Source organism: Micromonospora sp. WMMD967 (assembly GCF_029626165.1).
GTDB classification, from domain to species: Bacteria; Actinomycetota; Actinomycetes; order Mycobacteriales; family Micromonosporaceae; genus Micromonospora; species Micromonospora taraxaci.
The window spans coordinates 1,001,192-1,022,266 of sequence record NZ_JARUBK010000001.1 but is presented as its reverse complement, the minus strand read 5'-3'; the positions used below and the strand labels follow the sequence as shown (position 1 = coordinate 1,022,266).

The window sequence follows — 21,075 nt, the reverse complement described above, 5'->3', positions numbered from 1 at the left end:
GCCAGGGGCAGTAATGGTGTCAGTCCGGCCGGGTCGTTGGCGACGGCGGATGGATAATCGCGTTTCAGCAGGCCGCGGCGCAACTTGCTGTCCACATGATGCTGTCCCGGATTGGCATTCGAGCAGCTCCTTACGTCGCTCCCGGGATGCCAAGGATGGTTCGTATCGCCCCCCGTAAGCGGCGCGCCACCCCCCGGGGTCGTAGACTTCGCTGCGTGGTCGGCTGAATACCTGGCAGGGCTGGCGGGGGCGGGTGGAGATTCGGGTTCTGGGCGGCCTTTCGGTGCAACTGTCTACCCGCGCACTGCACCTCGGTACACCCAAGCAACAGGCAATATTCGCAATGCTCACCGTTCAGCCCGGGCGACTCGTGACAGTGGACGATCTCGTCGATGAGTTATGGGCCGATCGCCCACCGCGATCGGCGATAGCTAATGTGCAGACCTATGCGGCCAATCTGCGCCGGGCTTTCGAAGCCTGCCCGACTGGACGCGGCGTCATCGAGCGCCAACGCAACGGCTATCGACTCGTCGTGGATCCGGAGCGCGTCGACGTCTTTCGCTTCGAGATGGAACGCAACGCGGGCCGGGAAGCAGTGTCGGCTGGCGACCTGGACGGCGCGCGGCAACTGCTTGAGCGCGCCGTGGCTCGGTGGCGGGGTCCAATGCTCGCAGGCATCCCGCTCGGACCCGCCCTCACCTCCCGAACCGTCGCTGCGGAAGAGGAGCGGCTACTGACCGTTGAGCTTCTCGCCGACGTCCAGCTGCGCTCGGCCCGAGACGACCTGGCGATTCCGCTGCTGCGTGACGTGGTGGCTCGCCACCCTCTCCGTGAGTCGGCCTACCTGCTCCTCATGCGGGCTCTGTTCGAGCGGGGCGACAACGCGGAGGCGTTGGCCACGTACGACGAGATCCGAACGAGGCTCGTCACGGAGCTGGGGGTGGGTCCCGGGAACAACCTCCAGGACCTGCACCGCTCGATCGTCACGTCGGTGTCGCATGCGGGCGGTGTCGGCCCGGGGCGCTCGGCCGCGGTCACGGCTGGTGTTCAGGGGGGTGCGACGCCCGGAGAGACGGGTCGGACCGCTCCGGTGGATCACCTGCCCCGAGCGGTGACCGACTTCGTCGGACGGGAAGAAGTGGTGTCGCGGCTGCTGGCGGAGACCCGGAGAGTCGAGGAGCGGGTGCCCGCCGTGCACATCATCGACGGGATGGCGGGCAGCGGCAAGACCACCCTCGCCGTGCACGTGGCCCGCCGGCTGTCCGACCGATATCCGGACGCCGCGTTGTTCCTGGACCTCGGCGGGCACGGAGAGAAGCGTCAGATGGAGCCAGCGAGTGCCCTCGTCGTCCTGCTTCGACAGCTCGGTGTTCCGGCCGAGCGTGTTCCGGTGGAGCTCGACGCGCGGGTGGAGTTGTGGCGGCACGAACTGGCTGGCCGAAGGTCGGTGGTCGTTCTCGACAACGCCGCGAGTAGCGAGCAGGTGATGCCTCTGCTGCCGGCCGAGCCGAGCGCCGTCGTATTGGTGACCTCGCGACGACGTCTCTCCCACCCGGAGGTCGGACCGTCGCGAACGCTCCCGCTGCTGAGCCCGCAGGAGAGTGTGGATCTCCTCGGCCTCAGCGTCGGCCGGGACAGGGTCGAAGCAGAGCCGGAGGCCGCCTTCGAGGTGGTCCGGCGGTGCGGGCATCTTCCCTTGGCGATCCGTCTGGCCGGTGCCAGGCTGGCCCATCGGCGCGGTTGGCGGACCTTGTCGAACAAATGACCGGCGACCCTCTGGTGCTGCACCACCTGGCTCGGGAGGAAAGCACCGTCACCGGTGCGTTCGCCGCTTCCTATGAGCCCCTCCCGGACTCGACCAAGCGCGTCTTCCGGTTCCTGGGTCTGTATCCCGGGACCCGTTTCAGCCCGCCCGCGGTAGCCGCACTGACCGGCCTGACATTGTCGGAAGCCCACACGACGCTGGACGACCTCGTCGACCGGAACCTAGTGGAGGACCTGGAATCCGGTCGGTATCGGCTGCATGACCTCTTGCGCCAGTACGCCCTCGAACTCTGCTCGCACGACGACTCCTCGACGGACCGCAACCTCGGCCTGGCTCGACTGTTCGACTTCACGTTGGGCGCGGTCCTGAAGGTCGCTGACCTCCTGGAGCCTGGCGTCATCCGGTCCCAGGTGCGGCACGACCCATCCAGGCAGCTCGAACTCGTTGAGGCCCTCGGGGCGGCGACCGTCGACTGGTTGGAAGCCGAGCGCACGGACCTGGTGACCATGGTGACATCGGCGCACGAGTCCGGGTTCGACGAGCACTGTTGGCAACTGGCCCGCGCCCTGTGGCGGTTCTGCTACATCCGCGGATACTTCGAGGACATCATCCTGACCCATCGCGTCGGGCTGGAGGCGGCGGAGGCGACCAAGAACTCCGACTCGCTGGCGTTGATGAACAACTATCTGGCGTCCGCGTACGTCCGTACCGGTGACATGCGGGCTGCGCTCGACCATCTGACGCGGTCGGTCGACCTCTCCCGCGACTCGCGGGACGTGTCGAACGCAGCTCGGTACCGGGCGAACCTCGCCGCTGTGTACTGGTGGAGCGGTCACCTGTCCGAGTCGGTGAAGCTCGGCTCGGAGTGCCTGCGTGATCACAAGTTGTACGGGAATGCCGGCGGTTCCATCCTGCTACCGAATCTCGGCTTGGCGCTCACGGCCCTCGGGCGTCACGAGGAGGCGTTGCGGATGCATCGCCTGCACCTGTGGTGGGCCCGGACGAATTCCGACCATTTCCACACCCTCAACGCGCTCAGCCACATCGGCGCGGTGCGTGTCCGGATGGGCGACCTTCCGCAGGCGATCCGGATTCTGCTGGCGTCGTTGGCCCTGCGGAAGCGCACCGGCCACCGGTACGCCGAGGCCGAGGTGCGCAACGATCTCGGGATCGCCTACCGGGGTCTGGGCCGTCTGGTGGAGGCTCAGCAGGAACACGAGACGGCCCGGAAGTTGTCGATCGGTTCCGGGGAGCGACACGTCGAGGCGGCTGCGCTGAACGAACTGGGACGCACTCTGCTGGCGCAGGGGCGGGGCGTCGAGGCGGCCGAGATGCACGAGGAGGCGTTGCGGTTGGCGACCAGGATCGCGCACCCGTACGAGCAGGGCCGCGCCCTGGCCGGCCTCGCCGAACACCGTGCCGGGCTCGACCCTGCGGAGGCCCGGAGGTACTGGGAGCGGGCCCTGGCGATCTTCCGACGAATGGGCGTGCCGGAGCGCTTCGATGCCGAGCGGCGCATCGCCGGGTTGGCGGGCGTCGGAGCTCACGACCACACCCCCGCGAGCGACGCCGCGAAGCGCTGACCCGGCCGAGCAGCGCTTATCGATTTCTTATCGACCGGCCCGGTAACTTACCGGCCGTATCGGCGAACGGGGGAGGCTCTGCCCGTGTGCAGAGCCGGTCCGTCGACACGCACCCGCCGACAGGTCACCCCAGCGACCTCGGCGGCGGGTCGGTGAGGGAGGAGCGGCGTCGGACCGGCGCGCCGTCAGCACCCGGTGTGGCGGTCGACGCGGCGCCGCTCCTTCTCCAGCACCGTCGTACCGCACCGATAGGCTCACGACCGTGACCGAACCCGCGCAGCTCAGCCACGTCGACCGCGCCGGCGCGGCCCGCATGGTCGACGTCTCCGCCAAGGCGGTGACGGGCCGGTTGGCCGTCGCGGCCGGCCGTCTGCGGACCACGCCCGAGGTCATCGACCTGCTGCATCGCGACGGGTTGCCCAAGGGTGACGCGCTGGCGGTCGGTCGGCTGGCCGGCATCATGGGGGCGAAGCGCACGCCCGATCTGATCCCGCTGTGTCACCCGATCGCGCTGCACGGCGTCACTGTCGACCTGCGGTTGACCGCCGACACCGTGGAGATCACGGCCACCGCCCGCACCGCGGATCGCACCGGAGTGGAGATGGAGGCGCTGACGGCGGTCGCCGTCGCCGGTCTCGCGCTGGTCGACATGGTCAAGGCGGTCGACCCGGCCGCCTCGGTGGAGGCGGTGCGGGTGCTGCGCAAGGAAGGCGGCAAGACCGGCGAGTGGGTTCGGCCGGAGGACCGGCCGTGATCCGGGCCCGGGTGATCGTGGCATCGAACCGAGCCTCGGCCGGCGTCTACGCCGACACCAGCGGGCCGCTGCTCGTCGCGGGCCTGCGCGAGTTGGGGTGCCAGGTCGACGAGCCGGTGGTGGTGCCCGACGGAGAGCCGGTCGGCGTCGCTCTGCGGGCCGCCCGAGCCGACGGTGTCGACGTGGTGGTGACCAGCGGTGGCACCGGGGTGACCCCGTCGGATCGGACGCCGGACGTGACCCGCGATCTGCTGGATTACGAGATCCCCGGCATCGCCGAGGCGATCCGCGCGCACAGCCGCGACCGGGTGCCCACGTCGGTGCTGTCCCGGGGCCTGGCCGGGGTGGCCGGCCGGATGCTGGTGGTCAACCTGCCCGGCTCGACCGGCGGGGCCCGGGACGGCCTGGCCGTGCTCGGGCCGATCCTCGGGCACACCGTCGACCAGTTACGCGGCGGAGACCACTGAGCGGGGACACCCCCGCGCTCGTGCCGGAGGGCAACCGGCTCGGTGGTCGTGCCCACCGATCGGTCCGTGCCAGGCCCGGGCGGGTGTCGGTCCGTGCCGATAGGCTCGGTCGGTGAGCACGGAAACCGCACCCACCGCGGATCGGGTGGCCGCACCCCCGCCGGCTGGCTGGGAGGAAGCGCGGTCGCGGGTCTACGCGGTCGGTCTCGCCGCCGCGCTGCCCGCCGTCGCCCGACCACTGGCCGACATCGACGGGTCCACCCTCGCCGAACCGTTGACCACCCGCACCGACCTTCCGGCCTTTCCGACATCCAGCGTCGACGGCTGGGCGGTGCGGGGCGCCGGCCCGTGGCGGGTCGTCGGTCGAGTGCTGGCGGGCAGCACCCCTGCGCCGCTCACCGAGGCCGACACCACGGTCGAGATCGCGACCGGAGCCATGGTGCCCGAGGGCGCCACTGCGGTTCTGCGGGTCGAGGAGTCCACGACCGCCGACGGCCTGGTGCACGGCACTCCCCGGGAGACGCCGGAGTGGCGGCAGCCAGGTGAGGAGGCGTACGCCGATGAGGAGTTGTTGCCGGCCGGCACGCCGGTCGACCCGGCGGTGATCGGTCTGGCGGCCTCCTGTGGGCACGACACGCTGCGGGTCCGGCGCGCACCGCGCGCCGCCCTCCTGGTCTTCGGCGACGAGCTGTTGACCGCTGGGCCGCCCGCGGCCGGTCGTGTCCGGGACGCGCTGGGTCCGGCGGTGCCCGCGTGGCTACGGCGCTACGGCTGTCAGGTCCGACAGTCGGACGTGATGGGCCCGGTGGCCGACACGCTGCCCGCGCACGTGGCGGCCCTGCGGTCGGCATTGGCCAGCGCCGACCTCGTGTGCACCACCGGCGGCACGATGAACGGCCCGGTCGACCACCTGCACCCGACCCTGGAGGCGCTCGGCGCCGACTACGTGGTCAACACCGTCGCGGTCCGGCCGGGCTTCCCGATGCTGCTGGCCCGGCTGGCCGACCCCGACGGGCGGATCAGGTTCGTGGCCGGGCTGCCGGGCAACCCACAGTCCGCCATCGTCGCGCTGGTGTCGCTGGTCGCCCCGCTGCTCGCCGGCCTCCAGGGGCGCTCGATGCCCGTGCTGCCGCAGGCCACGTTGGCCGAGGCGGTGCCCGGCCGTGGTGACCACACCCACCTGGCGCTGGTGAGTCTGGACCGGGCCGCGGGCACCGCGTCTCCGGTGCGACACGTCGGGTCGGCGATGCTTCGTGGCCTGGCCGGCGCGGACGGCTTCGCCGTCATCCGGCCCGGCACCAGAGGCGAGCCGGGTGACCGTGTGCCGATCGTGCCGCTGCCGTTGCTGCCCGGGGAGCGTGCGTCATGACCGCGCCGGCGATCACCTTCGGTGAGGTCACCGACCAGCCGCTCGACCTCGCCACGCACGAGGCGGCGGTCGCCGACCGGCGGGCCGGCGCTGTGGTGTCCTTCCAGGGCGTGGTCCGCGACCACGACCACGGGCGCCAGGTCACCAGCCTGGAGTACGAAGGACACCCGAGCGCCGCTCAGGTGCTGCGCGAGGTGGCCGCCGAGATCGCCGCGGAACCCGACGTCTACGCGGTAGCCGTCTCGCACCGGGTCGGCCCACTGGAGATCGGTGACGTGGCGCTTGTCGCCGCCGTGAGCACCGCGCACCGGGCGGCGGCCTTCGCCGCCTGCGCCCGGCTGGTCGACGAGGTCAAGGCACGCCTGCCGATCTGGAAACGGCAGGTCTTCACCGACGGCACCGAGGAGTGGGTCAACTGCCCATGACCGGGTTCACCGACGGTTGCTGAGCACCGCCGCCCTGGCGAGCCGGTCACCGTAGAACGCGGGCTCGGCACCGGGCCGCCAGGGCAGCGCGGCGACCAGCACGATCAACGCGACAGCGAGTGAGTTCTCCATCAGGGCCCCGAACAGACCGTCCTGGTAGTGCGACATCTCCGGCAGTTGGTGCTCGTACGGCCAGATCGGGGAGATCAGGAACAGCAGGTAGAGCCCGATCGCGGCGGCGCCGTGGCGGAGGCCGGTGAGGGTGGGATACCAGATCGGCGGGCGGAGGCCGTTGACCCCGGGCAGTCCGCCGAACACGGGCCCCTGGCCGGTGCGCTGAGGCATCGTGCGACTCGCCTCCCGGCGTCGCACGGCGGCGTCGGCCAGCACGATGATCGCTGGGATCACCCAGACCAGGTGGTGCGTCCAGGAGATCGGGCTGATCACGTTCGCGGTCAGACCGACGAGCGTGAACGCGGTCAGCTCGTCGCCGTCGGCGCGGGAACTGGCCGCGCGGGACAGGCCCAGCGCCAGGATCAGCACTGAGAAGGCGAACCAGAGCAGCCCGGGGGTCTCGATCGAGTCGTACAGCCGGGCGAGCAGGCCGGCGAGTGACTGGTTGGGCGTCATGTCCGCCGCGCCGACCCGTTCGGTCTGCCAGAGCACGCTGCCGAAGTACGTCCGTGACTCGTCGCCGACGATCGCGAAGCTCGCCACCGTCACGCCGATCGTGGTGCCGATGGCGGTGGCCGCCACCCGCCACTGACGGGTGATGAGCAGGTACGCGATGAACAGTGCCGGGGTGAGCTTGACCGCGGTGGCCAAGCCGATGCCGGCGCCGGCCCAGGCTCCGCCGTAGACGAAGCGCAGCAGCGGGCCGTCGGTGGCGGCGTAGTGGGTGCCTCGGCGGGAGCGCCAGCGGAGGCCGATCAGATCCGCCATGATCAGGGCGAACAGCAGGATGTTGACCTGGCCGTAACCGAGGGTTTCCCGAGCCGGTTCGATGGCGACCGCGAGCGGCACCGCCAGGGCCACTGTGAACCACAGTGGCCACGCCAACCGGTCCACGATGGGGCGCAGCAACCCGGCCAGGACCAGCGCCAACGCGGCGATGCTGGCGGCGGCGTTGACCATGCCCGCCATACCGATCGGCAACTGCGCCATCGGCAACATGACCAGGCCGGCGAACGGCGGGTAGGTGAAGCCCAGCGTGGTTCCGGGCGCGATGAACTCATAGAGCTCGTGTCCGCTCGCCCACCACACCACGGCACCGTGGTAGATCTTCATATCGAAGAAGTTGTACGGCCGCCCGAAGGTGCCGATGGCGAGCCATGCGGCGTAGGCGACGGCGGCCACGATGGCGCCCCGTACGACGTTCCTGCGATCGATCCCGCGCGTCGCGCGTTGGATTGGGGCGAGGCGGTCCGCCCGACTACCGACAGCCGTCGGCATGGCGTGGCCACCCCCGTACCAAGGTTGTCCTATCCGTCCAGGTCCTGCACGGAGCCTAGAACGGCGCCTCACGTCAGTGCCTCCCGCGTTATGCGACCGTGTCCGATCCCACACAAGTTTTTGACATTTCCACCGCGTTAACGCCTACCGGGTGGTTCAGGTAATTCGCGGCCTTAGCGGGGGGTGGGGGCGGCTCGGAGACGGATCGACGCAGGTCAGCCGGGAAGTCGGCGCGCGGTGGACGCGGACCGGACGGCGATCCGAGCCTCGCGTCGTGCCGTACGGACGGCGCGTTGCACGGAACGTCGAGAGTGGCCGATGCGGTGACCCGTCCGCCACCGCAGACCGGGCTTGCCGCCGGTGTCGGCAGCGGCCAGCAGAAGACCGCCGAGGATGCCCAGGTTCTTCATGGCGTGGATCTGGTTGTTGTTCCTGGCGGTCGGGTCGTCGTTCTTCCAGAAAGGATGCCCGGCGACGGTCACCGGCACCAACGTGCCGGCGAGGACCAGAGCGGCAGGTCGACTGAAGCGGCCGGTGGCGAGCATCAACCCGGCGCTGACCTGCACCGCGGCGTTGAGTCGGATCAACGCCTCGGTCTCGGTGGGGAAGCTCGGGTGAGCCTTCTTCAGAAGCGGCGCGACCTTCTCGGTCACCGGCTGGGCGGCCACCGCGAGCCGGCCCGGGTCGCGGAAGTTGCGGTACCCCTGGACCACGAAGATGCCGCTCAGCATGGCTCGGGCGAGGGAGCGTACGGGCGTCATGGATCAGTCATACCCCGTCTGGGCGGTTGCTACCCCGGCAACGGCCGGATCGGATCGGTGCCCGTGCACGTGCGCCACGCCGATTCGAGCGACAGTCACGGATGGACTGGCTGCGGCGGGTAACGTCGCGCGGGTGACCACGCTGCGGCTACGCCCCGAGGACCCGGCCGACGCCGGCTCGGTACGCCGCGTTCTGGGAGCTGCCTTCGCCCGTCCGGACGTGACGACGCCGCCGGAGGTGGGCCTCGTCGACGAGTTGCGCGGCACCGCCGCCTGGCTGCCGGAGCTGGCCATGGTCGCGGAGTACGGCGGTGAGGTGGTCGGTTACGCGCTGCTGACCCGGGTGCGTGTGCGGCCTGAGCGGGGTTCGGACGTTCCCGTCCTGGCACTCGGTCCGGTTGCGGTGGCGCCGCACCGGCAGCGCGTCGGGCACGGCACTTCGGTCGTGCAGGCCGCGTTGGACGCCTCCATCGAGTTGGGTGAGCGGCTGGTCGTGGTCCTCGGCGACCCGGCTTTCTACCGCCGGTTCGGTTTCGGCCCGGCGGCGGAGCTGGGCCTGACCGGGCCGTGGGCTGGTCTCGGCGAGCCGTGGCAGGCGTTGGTGCTGCCACCTTCAACCAGCGAGGAGGGTCCGCCGCCCCGCGGTGAGGTGCTCTTTCCGGCGCCCTGGTCCAAGGTCTGACCGCATCGGTGGCGGTCAGGCCGGTTGGGTGCGTAGGTACCGACCGAAGTGCGGCACAGTGAAGGCGACAGTGCCCCGCTCACCGGAGTAGATCAGCCCCTTCTTGATGAGAGCGTCGCGGGCCGGGGACAGGCTGGCGGGCTTGCGGCCGAGTGCCCGCGCGATCTCGGCGGTGGGCACCGCCGCGTCCATGTCGTCGCGGACCACCGCCGAGGAGTCACCCTCGACCGCGGACATCGTGGCCATCGCCCGCATGTATTCGCGCTCGGCGGGCGTGGCCCGCTCGAATCGGGAGCCGAAGAACCCGACCGCCAGCTCCGCCTCCGCCTCCGGTGCGGCGACCCGCACGTCGGCGGCGGTGATCGGCGAGCGCGGCGCGTGATCCCAGGTCGCCTTGCCGTACGCCTGGACGAAGTAGGGGTAGCCGCCGGACTTCTCGTAGAGCAGGTCGAGGGCCTTCTGTTCGTACTCGACCTGCTCGCGCTCGGCTGGCGCGCAGAGCGCTTGGTCGGCGGCGATCCGGTCGAGCCGGTCGATGCGTTGGTAGCGGAACAACCGCTCGGAGTACGACTTGGCGGCGCTGAGCACCGCCGGCAGGTGCGGTAGGCCGGCGCCGACCACGATCAGGGGAGCGCCGAGCTGGGACAGCTCGTGGCAGGCGGCGCAGAGCGCCGACACGTCCTCCGGGCCCAGGTCCTGCATCTCGTCGATGAAGATGGCGATGCCGGTGCCCACGTCACTGGCCACCGCGGCGGCGTCGCTGAGCAGCTCGACCAGGTCGATCTCGATGTCGCCGGAGTCGGCCCGGCCGCTGGCCGCCGGCACGTCGATGCCGGGCTGCCACCGGTCGCGCAGTTTCGGGGCGGCGCCGGCCCGGCCGGTCGGGGCGGAGCGTTGGGCGAACGCCTTCAGGACGCCGAGGAACGCGTCGATCCGGTCGGGCGCCCGGTGTCGGGGGGCGAGTTCCCGGACGGCCATGTGCAGGGCTGCGGCGACCGGTCGCCGCAACGACTGGTCCGGCCGTGCCTCGATCTTGCCGCTGCCCCATAGATGGTTGATCGCCTGGGACCGGAGGGTGTTGAGCAGGACCGTCTTGCCGACGCCCCGCAGCCCGGTGAGCATCAGGCTGCGCTCGGGGCGACCCCGGGCGATGCGTTCCAGCACGATGTCGAAGACGTCCAGCTCCCGCCCCCGCCCGGCGAGCTCGGGCGGACGCTGGCCGGCGCCCGGCGCGTACGGGTTGCGGACCGGATCCACGCATTGGAGAGTATCGGGCCATCTAGCTGCGGGGCTAGACATGGATAGATGGGGCTACCGGCGTGTCGAGACCGTCGAGACAAAACTAGGGCTGTCTAGCTTGGACGCTAGACAGCCCTAGTTTTGCCACGAAACAGGCCCTAGCGTTCCTTCAGGCAGAGGACGTAGTCGAACAGGTCGATCGAGTTGTCGTGCACGTAGTTAGCTGTCGCCTGCGGCGCGAGCGTCTCGCACCGGTCCCCGTCGGTGGTCGCCGGAATCCGCAGCAGCACCTGGTACGTGTTCGGACCACACGGCACCTTGCGCAGCTCCGCGTCGTCCTCGGTGCCCTCGTTCACCACGCAGTCGCCTCGGGCGAACTCCTCGTCCGGACCGGGCGGGGACGGCAGGTCCGGCGTCGGTGCCGCGCTGGGCAGGACGGGCGGGCGCACCGGCATGCTCACCGACGGCTTGGGCTCGACGTCGTTGCTGGCGTCCGCCACCCTCCAGATCGCCCAGCCGGCCAGGCTTAGGCACGGGCAGAGCAGGAGCAGCACCACCAGCGCGATGATGAGGGCGACCTTGCGGCCGTTGGTCTTCGCCGGTGCGGCGGGCGGCATGCCGAAGCCGCCCGGAGGCGGCGGGCCCCACGGCGCGGACGGCTGACCCGGCACCGGCCCGGCCGGCGGGAACGGCCCAGGCGGCGGGTAACCCGCGCCGGAGGTGGGGGGATAGCCCGGGCCCACCGTGGGAGGCTGGCCCGCGCCCGAGGCCGGCGGGTAACCCGGGCCCGAGGTCGGCGGGGGTGCCCACATCGGTTCGGTCGGAGGCTCCGGGTTGGTGGGCGGCGGCGCCCACATCGGGGCGGTGGGCGGTTCCGCGCCGCTCGGCGGAGGGCCCCACTGCTGCCGGGTCGGGTCCTCAGCGGGCGGCGGCGGGCCCCACTGCGGCACTGTCGGGTCGACCGGTGGAGGGCCGCCAGACCCCTCGGGAGGGCGCTGCTGACGGTCGTCCGGCTGGTCGGAGCCCGGTGGTCCGTAGGTCGTCATGTCATATCCCCGGGGTGGGTGGTCTCAGCGTTGTTTGAGGCAGAGGACGAAGTCGAGGGTGTCCAGCTCGCTGTCGAAGAAGTACCAGTTGGTGTACCCCTCGACCTTGCTGCACTTGGCCTCGGCGTCACGCTCGCCGCTGGTCGCGCCGTCGACCCGACTCAGCACCTCGTACGTCTTCGCCGCACAACCGCTGATCAGCAGCTTGGGCTTGCCGCCCGCGGCACCGTCGTTGCGGACACACTGGCCGACCTTGGCGAACCGGGGATCGGCCGACGACTCCGGAGCAGCGCCGCTCGGTGCGGGCTCGGCCACGTCCGCGTCCGCGTCCGCACTCGGTTCACCGGCAACTGGTGAATCGCTCGGTGCGGCCAACGGTGTCGGGTCGTCCTGCCCGCGTAGCAGCCAGAAGGCCCCACCGGCGGCCACCACCAGCAGCACGACGGCCAGCACCGCGATCAGCGGCCCCCGACCGCGTCGGCCTGGTGCCGGAGCAGGATCGCCGCCGTACGGGCCTTCGTCCGGCCGGTACGGCTGCCCGTACGCCGGGTTCGTCCCGTACGAGCCGCCGTAGGGCGGTGACCCCTGCTCGCGCCCGTAGGGCCCCTCGGAGCCGCCCCCGTAGGACGCGGGACCTGAGCCGCCGTACGTGGCGGGACCTGGGCCGTCGTACGACGCGGGACCCGGGCCGTCGTAGGGGCCGGGTCTCCCCTGCGGTGCGCGCGGATACGACGGAACCGCAGGCGGGTACTGCTCGTTCGCGGGCGGATAAGGCTGCTGCGTAGGCCGTCCGGGCGTCTCGTCGGGTCGTTGCCCACGCCACGGTCCCGGGTCGCCGCCGCCCGGTGGTCCGTAGTTCGTCATGCCGCTCTCCTGCACGTGTGGTGAGAGGCCGGCCACCAACACGCGACGCCGACTCCGACGTCACCGTAGCGTGGTCCACTGATGAGCTCACCTCCACCGAGCGCCGCAGCCCTCTCCGGGCGCCGCGCAGGCGCCACACCGACACTGGTCTGGACCGCGTTGATCGTGGTCTACCTGCTCTGGGGATCCACCTATCTGGCCATCCGGATCACTGTGGAGACGCTGCCGCCGCTGTTGTCGGCCGCCCTGCGGTTCGCGGTGGCCGGTCTGATCCTGGCGGTGGTGCTGCGGCTGCGTCGAGGGCCCGGCGCGCTGCGGGTCGACCGCCGGCAACTCGGCTCGGCCGCGCTGGTCGGCGTGCTCCTGCTCGCCGGTGGCAACGGCCTGGTGGTGCTCGCCGAGTCCGGGCCACCCGGGGTGGCGCTGCCCTCCGGCATCGCCGCACTGCTGGTGGCGACAGTGCCGCTGCTGGTGGTGCTGTTGCGTTCCGCCACCGGTGACCGGCCCCCGCTCTGGACGTTCGCCGGGGTCACGGTGGGCTTCGCCGGTCTGGTCCTGCTGGTGCTGCCCGCCGGCAGTTCGGACGCGGTGCCGCTGGTGGGGGCGTTGACAGTGGTGGGGGCGGCGACCTCCTGGTCGGTCGGGTCGTTCCTGTCCGGACGCATCCGGATGCCCAGCGACCCGTTCGTCGCGACGGTGTACGAGATGCTGGCCGGTGCCCTGGTGCTGGCCGTCGTCTCCGCCGGTCGGGGCGAGCTGAGCGACTTCCATCCGGCGCAGGTCAGCGCGCGTTCCTGGCTGGCGTTGGGCTACCTTATGGTGGCCGGCTCGCTGGTGGCCTTCACCGCGTACGTCTGGCTGCTGCACAACGCGCCCATCTCGTTGGTGTCGACGTACGCCTACGTCAACCCGGCGGTCGCGGTGGCGCTCGGTGCGCTGCTGGTCGCCGAGCCGATCACCCCGCAGGTGCTGCTCGGTGGAGCGGTCATCGTGGCCGGTGTCGCACTGGTGGTGAGCACGGAACGGCCGCGTCGGGCGAGCGCGGAATCACGATCGGGGACCTCACCGGTGAGCGAGCGCCGGTAGCCTCCGGGCCATGTCGGCCGCTGCTCTGGTCGGGGTGGCGTTGCTCGGCGGGCTGGTCGGTGTCGTCGTACCCCCGCTGGCTCTGCGCTTCACCGACCCGCCGGCCCGGCCGCGGCCTCGACGTGGTGTCTGGGTGTGGCTGCCGGTGTCGGCGGCGGTGTTCGGCGGGCTTGCCGTGACTCGAAGTGACGATCCCGCGTTGCCGGTCTTTCTCCTGGTGGCGGCCGTCGGGCTGGTGCTGGCCCGGGTGGACCTGGCCTGTCTGCGCCTGCCCGACCCGTTGGTCCTCACCGCCGGGCTGGTGGCTCTCGCCGGCCTGACCGCCGTGGCGCTGCTGGCCGACGAGCCGGCCCGACTGCTCGGCGCGTTGACCGGCGCGACGGTCGCGGGTGCGGCGCACGTGCTGCTGGCCCTGCTCCCCGGCTCCCGACTGGGTTTCGGAGACGTGAAACTCGCCGCCGCCCTCGGTTTGCCGCTCGGCTGGCTGGGTCGGGACGCCCTGCTCGTCGGGCTGCTCCTGCCGCACCTGCTCCACGGCACACTGGTGGTCGGCCTACTCGCCGCGCGACGGGTCCGCCGGGACACCCTGCTGCCACTCGGGCCGGCCCTGCTCGCGGGCGCCTGGCTCGCCGCCCTACTCGACTGACCAGCCCGTTGCTTCCACCCTCCGTGGCAGCCGTCCGGCGGCCCGTCGCAGAGAGCGATATACCTGTGAGTCATAGATATGACTCACAGGTATATCGCCTACGCGTCATCGTGCGGCGAGGTCTCGTGCTGGCCGGCGTCCCGGCCCGGACCGTCAGATCAGGCGGAGTTGACGGTCCTTGGGACGACGGGGCTCGGCCTCTCCGAACCGCTCGAACAGGCCGGGGTCGATGACACCGAGGAACGGCGACGGAACGCAGTCCCGCTCCACGCCTTGACGGGTACGCCGGGCGGCGTGGCTGACGTAGAGCCGGTCCTGGGCGCGGGTGAGGCCGACGAAGAAGAGCCGACGCTCCTCGGCGACCGCGTCCTCGTCGGGCGTCGAGCCGGGCCACCGCAGCGGCAGCAACCCGTCCTCCACACCGATCAGGAAGACCACCGGGAACTCCAGGCCCTTCGCGGCGTGCAGGGTGAGCAGCGTGACCGCCTCCGCGCGCGGGTCGAGCGCGTCCACCTCCGCGCCCGTCGCCAACTGCGACAGGAACGTCTCCAGGTCGTCCCCACAGCGGCGGGCCAGTGGGGTCAGCAGGTCCACGGCCGAGCGGACGTCCTCGGGACGGACCGCGCCGCCGACGCCGTCGAGGGTGGGCACGGCGAACCGCTCCGCGACCACCTGGCCAGCCAGTCGCACCCGGGCGGCCAGCGGGCCGGCCAACCCGTCGGCGTGCCGCAACTCGCGGGCGATGGCCGCCACCCCGGGCCGGTCCCGCAGCCGGTCGTGGGACCGCTTCTGCACCGGGATGTTGGCCCGGGTCAGGGCGTCCACGACGGGTGCGGCCTGCGCATCGGTGCGGTACAGCACGGCGATGTCGGAGAACGACAACGTCGTGGAGCGGCCGTCGATCCGGCCCGAGTCCAGCGAGCGGTGGGACAGCCCGCCGACGAGTTCGTCGACGGTACGGACCACGAAGTCGGTCTCCTCGGCGACGGAGGCCGCTGGGTAACGGCCGACCAGCGGAGCCTCCGGGTCGAGCCGGGCAGGGTCCAGTCGCCGGCCACGAACCAGCGAGGACGGCGCGATGGCCTGCACGGCGGCGGCCAGGATCGGCGCGGACGAGCGGTAGTTGCGGTTGAGTCGGACCAACCGGGCGTCCGTGAAGTCCTCGGAGAAGCGCAGGAAGTAGCCGACGTCGGCACCCCGGAACGAGTAGATCGCCTGGTCCGGGTCGCCGATCGCGCAGAGGTTCCCGTCCGCCGGGCTGAGCAGCCGCAGCAGCTCGTACTGCGTCTCGTCGACGTCCTGGTACTCGTCGACGAAGATCCACCGCCAGCGGTCCCGGTAGCGCTGCACCAGCCCACGATCGGCCCGCAACAACTCCACCGGCAGGCTCACCAGCTCGTCCAGGTCGACCAGGTCCTGCTTGCGCAGCAGCGCCGTGTAGCTGGCGCTGTCGTCGCCGGCCTCCACCCGCGCCGCCGCCCGCTCGGCGTCGTCGGCGATCCGGAAGTCGCTCGGGAGGCCCACGGCCGCGGCGTTCTCCCGAAGGATGGTCAAGCCCAGCGCGTGGAACGTGCCGACGGTGACGTCCTCGGCGACCGGGCCGAGCAGGCCGTCGAGGCGGTGCCGCAGCTCCTCGGCGGCGCGACGGGTGAACGTGATCGCCAGACAGTGCTCGGGAAAGACGTTCAGCTCCGCGCAGAGGTACGCGATCCGGTGCGTGAGCGTCCGCGTCTTGCCGGTGCCCGGGCCGGCGACGATGAGCAGCGGCCCGCCGGGTGCGGAGGCGGCCACCCGCTGCATCGCGTCCAGCCGGTCCAGCAGACCGGTGCCGACCTCCTCCATGCCGGACAGCATCGGCTCGAACGGCTCGTGCGGCGACGGCGGCGGCGCGATCGGTGGCGCGGGCGGCGGGGTCGGCTTGCGCTTCGGCTCGGCCTTGGCCGCCGCCGGGCGCTTGGCCGTCGCGCGGGCCGCCGGCTCCGAGGGACGTCGCTGCGCCGGCACGGGTACGTCGAACAGCGTCTCCTGTGCCGTGCCCGCGTGAGCGCCCAACTCCGCCGGGTCGAAGAGCGTGATCACCCCGTACTCGCCGTCGTAGCCCGGCACCCGACGTACCTCGCCCCGCCGCAACCGTCCGATGCCCTCCGCGAGGAGTTCCCCGCCCGTCTGGGCGATGTCGGTGAGCGGCGTGGTGGTCAGGATCTCCAGCTCGGGGCCGAGGGTCGCCACCAACTCGTTGAGTCGCCCCTCGACCTTCTTCGACCGGGCGCCCACCTTGTTGATCTCACCGAGGATCTCGGCCAGCGGCACCAGGTGGGTGACGTCGCGGGCGTCCGCCGGCCGGTGCCCCTCCGGGCGGTCGGCCAGCTCCTCGACCCGGCTGAGGACGCCCACGGTGAGGGGTTTGCCGCACTCGGGGCAACGACCGCCGGCCGCGCGGGTGCGCTCCGGCGACCAGTTGACGCCGCACAGCCGGTGCCCGTCCGCGTGGTACTTGCCCTCCTCCGGGAAGAACTCGATGGTGCCGGCCAGGCCCGCACCGGTCCGCAGCGCATCCCGGACGGCGAAGTAGTTGCGCTCGGCGGTCAGCACCGTCGCCTCCCGGCCCAGGGCCGGCGGGGAGTGCGCATCCGAGTTGGACACCAACTGGTAGCCGTCCAGACTGCCGACCCGCCAGTTCATCGCCGGGTCGGACGAGAGACCGGTCTCCACCGCGAAGATGTGCTCGGCCAGGTCGGCATAGCAGTCCGCGATCGCGTCGAAGCCCGACTTCGAGCCCAGTGCGGAGAACCACGGCGTCCAGATGTGCGCCGGCACCAGGAATCCGTCCGGGCTGGCCTCCAGGGTGATCTCCAGCAGGTCGCGGGAGTCCAGGCCGAGGATCGGCCGGCCGTCCGAGCCGAGGTTGCCGATCCGGCCGAGCGCGGTGTTGAACCGTGCTACCGCGTCCAGGTCGGGCAGGTAGATCAGGTGGTGCACCTTGCGGGTCCGGTCGTCCCGCTTGTAGATGGTGGAGATCTCCACGCTCAGCATGAACCGGACCGGGTCGGCCTCCGCGGCGCTCGCCAGCCGGGGAGGCAGCCGGCGGGCGACGTCCCGTTCCGCGTCGGCGTCGAGCCGGTACAGCCCCGGCTCGGCGGGCCGAAGGGTCTCCCGCAGGTGGTCGTACCAGGCAGGATGGGTGAAGTCGCCGGTGCCGAGCAGACCGATGCCCTTACGGCGGGCCCACCACGAGAGATTCGGTGTGGTGAGGTCGCGGCTGCACGCGCGCGAGTATTTCGAATGGATGTGCAGGTCCGCGACGAATGGCGGTAGGCCACCGGGGGGTACGGCGCTGAACGGAGGCACGCCGCATCCTGTCACGCCCGCCACGCCGGTCGCCTGCCGCCACGCGCGGACGTGACATCCGCTATGCCGAGCGCAACTCGACCAGACTGATCTGCGGCTCGGCGCCGACCCGGACCGGCGGCCCCCAGAAGCCGGCGCCGTTGGTCACGTACACCTTGGTGCCGTCGACCTCGCCGAGGCCGCTGACCACCGGCTGCTCCAGCCGCACGGCCAGGTTGAACGGCACCATCTGACCACCGTGGGTGTGCCCGGACAGTTGCAGGTCAACGCCGTACCTGGCCGCCTGCACGGCAGCCAACGGCTGGTGGGCGAGCAGCACCACCGGGCGGCTCGGGTCGCGGCCACCGAGGGCGGCGGCGAAGTCCGGACCGGCCGCCAGGCCGCTGTCTCCCGTGGCGTCCAGGTCGTTGACGCCAGCGATGTCGAGCACGCCGCCCCGGGCCTGGATCTCCTGGCGGCGGTTCTGCAGGACCCGCAGGCCGAGACGGTCGACCTCCTGGACCCACTCCTCCACGCCGGAGTAGTACTCGTGGTTGCCGGTGACGAAGAAGTTGCCGTACCGGGAGCGCAGGTCACGCAGCGGCGCGGCGGCCGAGCCGAGTTCGGCGACCGAGCCGTCGACCAGGTCGCCGACGACCGCGACCAGGTCCGCGTCGAGCCGGTTGATCGCGGCCACGATCCGCTCGGTGTGCGCCCGGCCGCGCAGAGGGCCGAGGTGGATGTCGGAGACGGTCGCGATCCGCAGGCCGTCCATGCTGCGGGGGAGTTTGGCCAGCGGGATCCGCACCCGGTCCAGTCGTGGTGGGCCGAGAGCGGTGCGGACGCCGTACCCCACGGTGGCGGTGGCGGTGAGGCCGGCGAAGATGGCCGCGCTGCGGGCCAGCAGGAGCCGGCGGGCCGGGTCGTGGTCCGGTGCCGCGACGGCGCCGGCGGCCGGCGGGTCGGTGGGCCCGGCGGCACCGACCAGCACCGGCTCGGGCGCGGCGGCGGTCGGCTCCGCGGCGATCACCCGGCGGCGCAGCACCAGCCGGGTGACCAGCATCGGCACCTCGAGCACGACAAGCACCACGAGCAGGTAGAACATCAGCGCGAGCCACAGGTAGCCCGGCCAGGCGAGCCAGTAGAGCCCGGCCTGCGTCCCGGCGAGGGTGACCGGCACGAGCAGCGCCAGCACCAGGGCGGCGATCCCGCCGATCCGTCGCCAACGGCCCGGGGTGGTGGTGTCGCGAACCAGCCGCTTCCACAGGTAGAGGTGGATGAGGCCGGTGATCAGAGCCAGGACGCCCACGAACCCCAGAACCGCGAACATGCGTGCGCCTCCCTCAGCCGCCCGCGAACGGGGGCAGGACGTCGATCGTGGCCCCGGCCGGCAGGGGTGCCCGACGATCATGACAGGCCACGCCGTCCACGAGGAAACTCGCCACCCGCAGCACCGCGGCGAGCCGGTCGCCGTGACGCTGGGTCAACTCGGCGCTGAGGTCGTCGAGCGACCGACCGGCGGGCAGGACCTCCTCGGTGCGTCCTGCGGCGGCCCGGGCCCCCGCGAAGTAGCGGACGGTCAGGTGCGTCGGGTCCACGTCTCAGCCCCCGATCGCGGACATCGGCCGGGTCGGCTGCAGGAAGGTGGGATCGTCGATGCCGTGCCCGGCACGCTTGCCCCACATCGCGGTGCGCCAGCGCCGGGCCAGCTCGTCGTCGTCCGCGCCGCCGCGCAGCGCGGCGCGCAGGTCGGACTCCTCGGTCGCGAAGAGGCAGGCGCGGACCTGGCCGTCGGCGGTCAGCCGGGTGCGGTCGCAGTCCCCGCAGAAGGGGCGGGTGACGCTGGCGATCACACCGACCCGGGCGGGGCCGCCGTCGACCAACCAGGTCTCCGCCGGTGCCGCGCCGCGCTCGGCCGGGTCGGCGCTGAGATCGAAGGCGGTACGCAGGGAGGTCAGGATCTCCTCGGCCGTCACCATCGTGCTGCGGTCCCAGCCGTGCTGGGCGTCCAACGGCATCTGCTCGATGATCCGCAGTTGGTAGTCATGGTCGAGAGCGAAGCGCAGCAGTGCCGGTGCCTCGTCCTCGTTGACACCACGCATCAGCACGGAGTTGATTTTCACGGGGCTGAGCCCGGCGGCCTTCGCCCCGGCGAGCCCGGCCAACACCGCGTCGAGGCGGGGCCGGCGGGTGAGCCGGTCGAACCGGCCCGGGTCCAGGGTGTCCAGTGAGACGTTCACCCGGTCGAGGCCGGCCGCTCGTAGTGCCGGAGCCAACCGGTCCAGACCGATGCCGTTGGTGGTCAGCGAGACCCGGGGGCGGGGCTGCAACGCGGCGACCGCGGTCACGATGCCGACCAGCCCCGGTCGGATCAGCGGCTCACCGCCGGTGAACCGCACCTCGGTCACGCCGAGCCGCTCGACGGCCACCCGGACCAGCCGGACGATCTCCTGGTCGGTCAGCAACTCGGGGCCGGCCAGCCAGGGCAGACCTTCGGCCGGCATGCAGTAGGTGCAGCGCAGGTTGCACTTGTCGGTGAGGGACACGCGCAGGTCCCGGGCGACGCGGCCGTACCGGTCGACGAGGACCCCGTCGGTCCCCGGGGCGACGCTCACCTGTCGACCGTAGCGCGCTCGGCCCGGCCCAGGGCGGCACGGGCGGTCTGGACCACCACATCTCGGTAGCTGCCGCCGAACAGGGCGGTGTGCACGAGCAGCAGATGCAGTTGGTGCACTGGTAGCCGAGCCTGCCAGTTGTCCGGCAACGGCCAGGCCTCCTGGTAGGCGGCGAGCACCCGGTCCAGGTGCGGGATGCCGCCGAAGAGCGCGAGTTGGGCGAGATCTGTCTCCCGGTGCCCGCCGTGCGCTGCCGGGTCGACCAGCCAGACCCGGTCGTCGGCCCCCCACAGCACGTTGCCCGGCCACAGGTCGCCGTGGACGCGCGTGGGCGGCTCGTCGCCGCCGAACTCGCCGACCCGATCGATCACCTGCTCGACCAAAGCGATATCGGCGCTGGTCAGCGCACCGTCGTCGACTGAGCGTCGCAGGTAGGGGAGGAGTCGTCGCTCGGCGAACCACGCCGACCAGGGCCCGTCGGTGGGGGTGTTGTCCTGTGGGAGCGAGCCGATGAAGCCGGGCCAGGGCGCACCGAAGCTGGCCGACCCCGCCCGATGCAGGTCGGCCAACTCCCGGCCGAAGCGCTCGGCGGCCTCCGGCGTCGGCTCGCCGGGCTCCACCCAGTCGAGCGCCAGCAGGCTCGGCAATGCCACGATCACCTCGGGTACGGCGACAGCGTCGGCCTCCCGGAGCCACCGCAACCCGGCGGCCTCGGCGGCGAAGAAGCCCTCCGGTGCCGTCCGATCGGCCTTCTCGGGCCAGGACTTGGCGAAGACGGAGTGGCCGTCGTCCAGGGTGAGCCGGGCGGCGGCACAGATGTTTCCACCGGCGACCGGCGTCTCCCGGATGCGCTGGTGGGTCCGGAAGGTCGGCAGGTGTGTCGGGTGCGCGCGTAGGTACGCGAGGTCCATCAGCGCACGGTAACCGCTCCCCACGACACTGCGGCCCCGCCCGAGGGACATCGACCCTCCGGCGGCACCCGTGGATGTGGTTC

Annotated in this window: 18 protein-coding genes and 1 pseudogene; 9 read left to right on the top strand and 10 right to left on the bottom strand. The window is 71.8% G+C overall.

Annotated features, from left to right (window positions below):
- The first annotated feature begins 253 nt into the window (after nt 1-253).
- The 6 genes from O7631_RS04900 to O7631_RS04875 all read left to right on the top strand — a co-directional run bounded on the left by O7631_RS04900 (nt 254) and on the right by O7631_RS04875 (nt 6,363).
- Nucleotides 254-1,765 (top strand): AfsR/SARP family transcriptional regulator, encoded by a 1,512-nt coding sequence (locus O7631_RS04900; protein ID WP_278143201.1) that lies wholly within the window; start codon nt 254-256, stop codon nt 1,763-1,765.
- On the top strand, nt 1,762-3,348 hold the full coding sequence (locus O7631_RS04895; protein WP_278143200.1) for a tetratricopeptide repeat protein: 1,587 nt from the start codon (nt 1,762-1,764) through the stop codon (nt 3,346-3,348). Before O7631_RS04900 ends, O7631_RS04895 begins: the two co-directional genes overlap by 4 nt.
- A 262-nt stretch (nt 3,349-3,610) precedes the next feature.
- Nucleotides 3,611-4,102, top strand: a complete 492-nt coding sequence (moaC, locus tag O7631_RS04890) for a cyclic pyranopterin monophosphate synthase MoaC (protein WP_088987073.1) — start codon at nt 3,611-3,613, stop codon at nt 4,100-4,102.
- Nucleotides 4,099-4,569, top strand: coding sequence for a MogA/MoaB family molybdenum cofactor biosynthesis protein (locus O7631_RS04885; protein ID WP_278143199.1), 471 nt, complete (start codon nt 4,099-4,101; stop codon nt 4,567-4,569). The genes moaC and O7631_RS04885 overlap by 4 nt, the downstream gene beginning before the upstream one ends.
- 112 nt (nt 4,570-4,681) lie before the next feature.
- Complete coding sequence (locus O7631_RS04880; RefSeq protein WP_278143198.1) at nt 4,682-5,938, top strand: molybdopterin molybdotransferase MoeA; 1,257 nt, start codon at nt 4,682-4,684, stop codon at nt 5,936-5,938.
- Nucleotides 5,935-6,363, top strand: a complete 429-nt coding sequence (locus O7631_RS04875) for a molybdenum cofactor biosynthesis protein MoaE (protein ID WP_088987076.1) — start codon at nt 5,935-5,937, stop codon at nt 6,361-6,363. Before O7631_RS04880 ends, O7631_RS04875 begins: the two co-directional genes overlap by 4 nt.
- A 6-nt stretch (nt 6,364-6,369) precedes the next feature.
- Here the strand turns inward: O7631_RS04875 and O7631_RS04870 are convergent, their stop codons facing one another.
- A complete protein-coding gene (locus O7631_RS04870; protein ID WP_278143197.1) occupies nt 6,370-7,815 on the bottom strand; it encodes a glycosyltransferase 87 family protein in 1,446 nt (481 codons plus the stop codon).
- Nucleotides 7,816-8,030: 215 nt separating this feature from the next.
- The gene (locus O7631_RS04865; RefSeq protein ID WP_278143196.1) at nt 8,031-8,576 is read right to left on the bottom strand and encodes a DoxX family protein; all 546 of its coding nucleotides are present in this window, start codon (nt 8,574-8,576) and stop codon (nt 8,031-8,033) included.
- 133 nt (nt 8,577-8,709) lie between these two features.
- Here O7631_RS04865 and O7631_RS04860 point away from each other — a divergent pair, with 133 nt between their 5' ends.
- Complete coding sequence (locus O7631_RS04860; protein WP_278143195.1) at nt 8,710-9,258, top strand: N-acetyltransferase; 549 nt, start codon at nt 8,710-8,712, stop codon at nt 9,256-9,258.
- Between the two features lie 15 nt (nt 9,259-9,273).
- Here the strand turns inward: O7631_RS04860 and O7631_RS04855 are convergent, their stop codons facing one another.
- The 3 genes and pseudogenes from O7631_RS04855 to O7631_RS04845 form a co-directional block, all read right to left on the bottom strand.
- Nucleotides 9,274-10,515, bottom strand: a complete 1,242-nt coding sequence (locus O7631_RS04855; protein ID WP_278143194.1) for an ATP-binding protein — start codon at nt 10,513-10,515, stop codon at nt 9,274-9,276.
- A 140-nt stretch (nt 10,516-10,655) separates the two neighbouring features.
- Nucleotides 10,656-11,114 carry a hypothetical protein gene (locus tag O7631_RS33250; RefSeq protein ID WP_347403536.1) on the bottom strand — a complete coding sequence of 153 codons (459 nt, stop codon included), beginning with the start codon at nt 11,112-11,114 and terminating at the stop codon, nt 10,656-10,658.
- Nucleotides 11,115-11,567: 453 nt separating this feature from the next.
- Nucleotides 11,568-12,035: pseudogene (locus O7631_RS04845) on the bottom strand (flagellar basal body protein FliL); the annotation flags it as partial.
- 453 nt (nt 12,036-12,488) lie between these two features.
- On the opposite strand from O7631_RS04845, the gene O7631_RS04840 reads away from it, so the two are divergent.
- On the top strand, nt 12,489-13,493 hold the full coding sequence (locus tag O7631_RS04840) for an EamA family transporter (protein WP_278143192.1): 1,005 nt from the start codon (nt 12,489-12,491) through the stop codon (nt 13,491-13,493).
- A gap of 10 nt (nt 13,494-13,503) precedes the next feature.
- Nucleotides 13,504-14,139, top strand: a complete 636-nt coding sequence (locus O7631_RS04835; protein WP_278143191.1) for a prepilin peptidase — start codon at nt 13,504-13,506, stop codon at nt 14,137-14,139.
- Between the two features lie 153 nt (nt 14,140-14,292).
- Here O7631_RS04835 and O7631_RS04830 read toward each other — a convergent pair whose 3' ends face one another.
- From O7631_RS04830 to O7631_RS04810, 5 genes are all read right to left on the bottom strand, one after another.
- Nucleotides 14,293-17,487, bottom strand: coding sequence for a UvrD-helicase domain-containing protein (locus O7631_RS04830; RefSeq protein ID WP_278143190.1), 3,195 nt, complete (start codon nt 17,485-17,487; stop codon nt 14,293-14,295).
- A 61-nt stretch (nt 17,488-17,548) separates the two neighbouring features.
- A complete protein-coding gene (locus tag O7631_RS04825; RefSeq protein WP_278143189.1) occupies nt 17,549-18,796 on the bottom strand; it encodes a metallophosphoesterase in 1,248 nt (415 codons plus the stop codon).
- Between the two features lie 13 nt (nt 18,797-18,809).
- Nucleotides 18,810-19,064, bottom strand: coding sequence for a MoaD/ThiS family protein (locus tag O7631_RS04820; protein ID WP_278143188.1), 255 nt, complete (start codon nt 19,062-19,064; stop codon nt 18,810-18,812).
- 3 nt (nt 19,065-19,067) lie between these two features.
- On the bottom strand, nt 19,068-20,081 hold the full coding sequence (gene moaA, locus O7631_RS04815) for a GTP 3',8-cyclase MoaA (protein ID WP_278143187.1): 1,014 nt from the start codon (nt 20,079-20,081) through the stop codon (nt 19,068-19,070).
- Complete coding sequence (locus tag O7631_RS04810) at nt 20,078-20,992, bottom strand: fructosamine kinase family protein (protein WP_278143186.1); 915 nt, start codon at nt 20,990-20,992, stop codon at nt 20,078-20,080. Before O7631_RS04810 ends, moaA begins: the two co-directional genes overlap by 4 nt.
- Nucleotides 20,993-21,075: the final 83 nt, after the last annotated feature.

What these genes read in the sequence shown, in the direction of transcription:
- O7631_RS04895 (WP_278143200.1), top strand. Translation starts at nt 1,762, where the DNA reads ATGACCGGCGACCCTCTGGTGCTGCACCACCTGGCTCGGGAGGAAAGC.
- O7631_RS04875 (WP_088987076.1), top strand. Translation starts at nt 5,935, where the DNA reads ATGACCGCGCCGGCGATCACCTTCGGTGAGGTCACCGACCAGCCGCTC.
- O7631_RS04870 (WP_278143197.1), bottom strand. Translation starts at nt 7,815, where the DNA reads ATGCCGACGGCTGTCGGTAGTCGGGCGGACCGCCTCGCCCCAATCCAA.
- O7631_RS04865 (WP_278143196.1), bottom strand. Translation starts at nt 8,576, where the DNA reads ATGACGCCCGTACGCTCCCTCGCCCGAGCCATGCTGAGCGGCATCTTC.
- O7631_RS33250 (WP_347403536.1), bottom strand. Translation starts at nt 11,114, where the DNA reads ATGCCGCCCGCCGCACCGGCGAAGACCAACGGCCGCAAGGTCGCCCTC.
- O7631_RS04840 (WP_278143192.1), top strand. Translation starts at nt 12,489, where the DNA reads ATGAGCTCACCTCCACCGAGCGCCGCAGCCCTCTCCGGGCGCCGCGCA.
- O7631_RS04835 (WP_278143191.1), top strand. Translation starts at nt 13,504, where the DNA reads ATGTCGGCCGCTGCTCTGGTCGGGGTGGCGTTGCTCGGCGGGCTGGTC.
- O7631_RS04825 (WP_278143189.1), bottom strand. Translation starts at nt 18,796, where the DNA reads ATGTTCGCGGTTCTGGGGTTCGTGGGCGTCCTGGCTCTGATCACCGGC.
- O7631_RS04810 (WP_278143186.1), bottom strand. Translation starts at nt 20,992, where the DNA reads ATGGACCTCGCGTACCTACGCGCGCACCCGACACACCTGCCGACCTTC.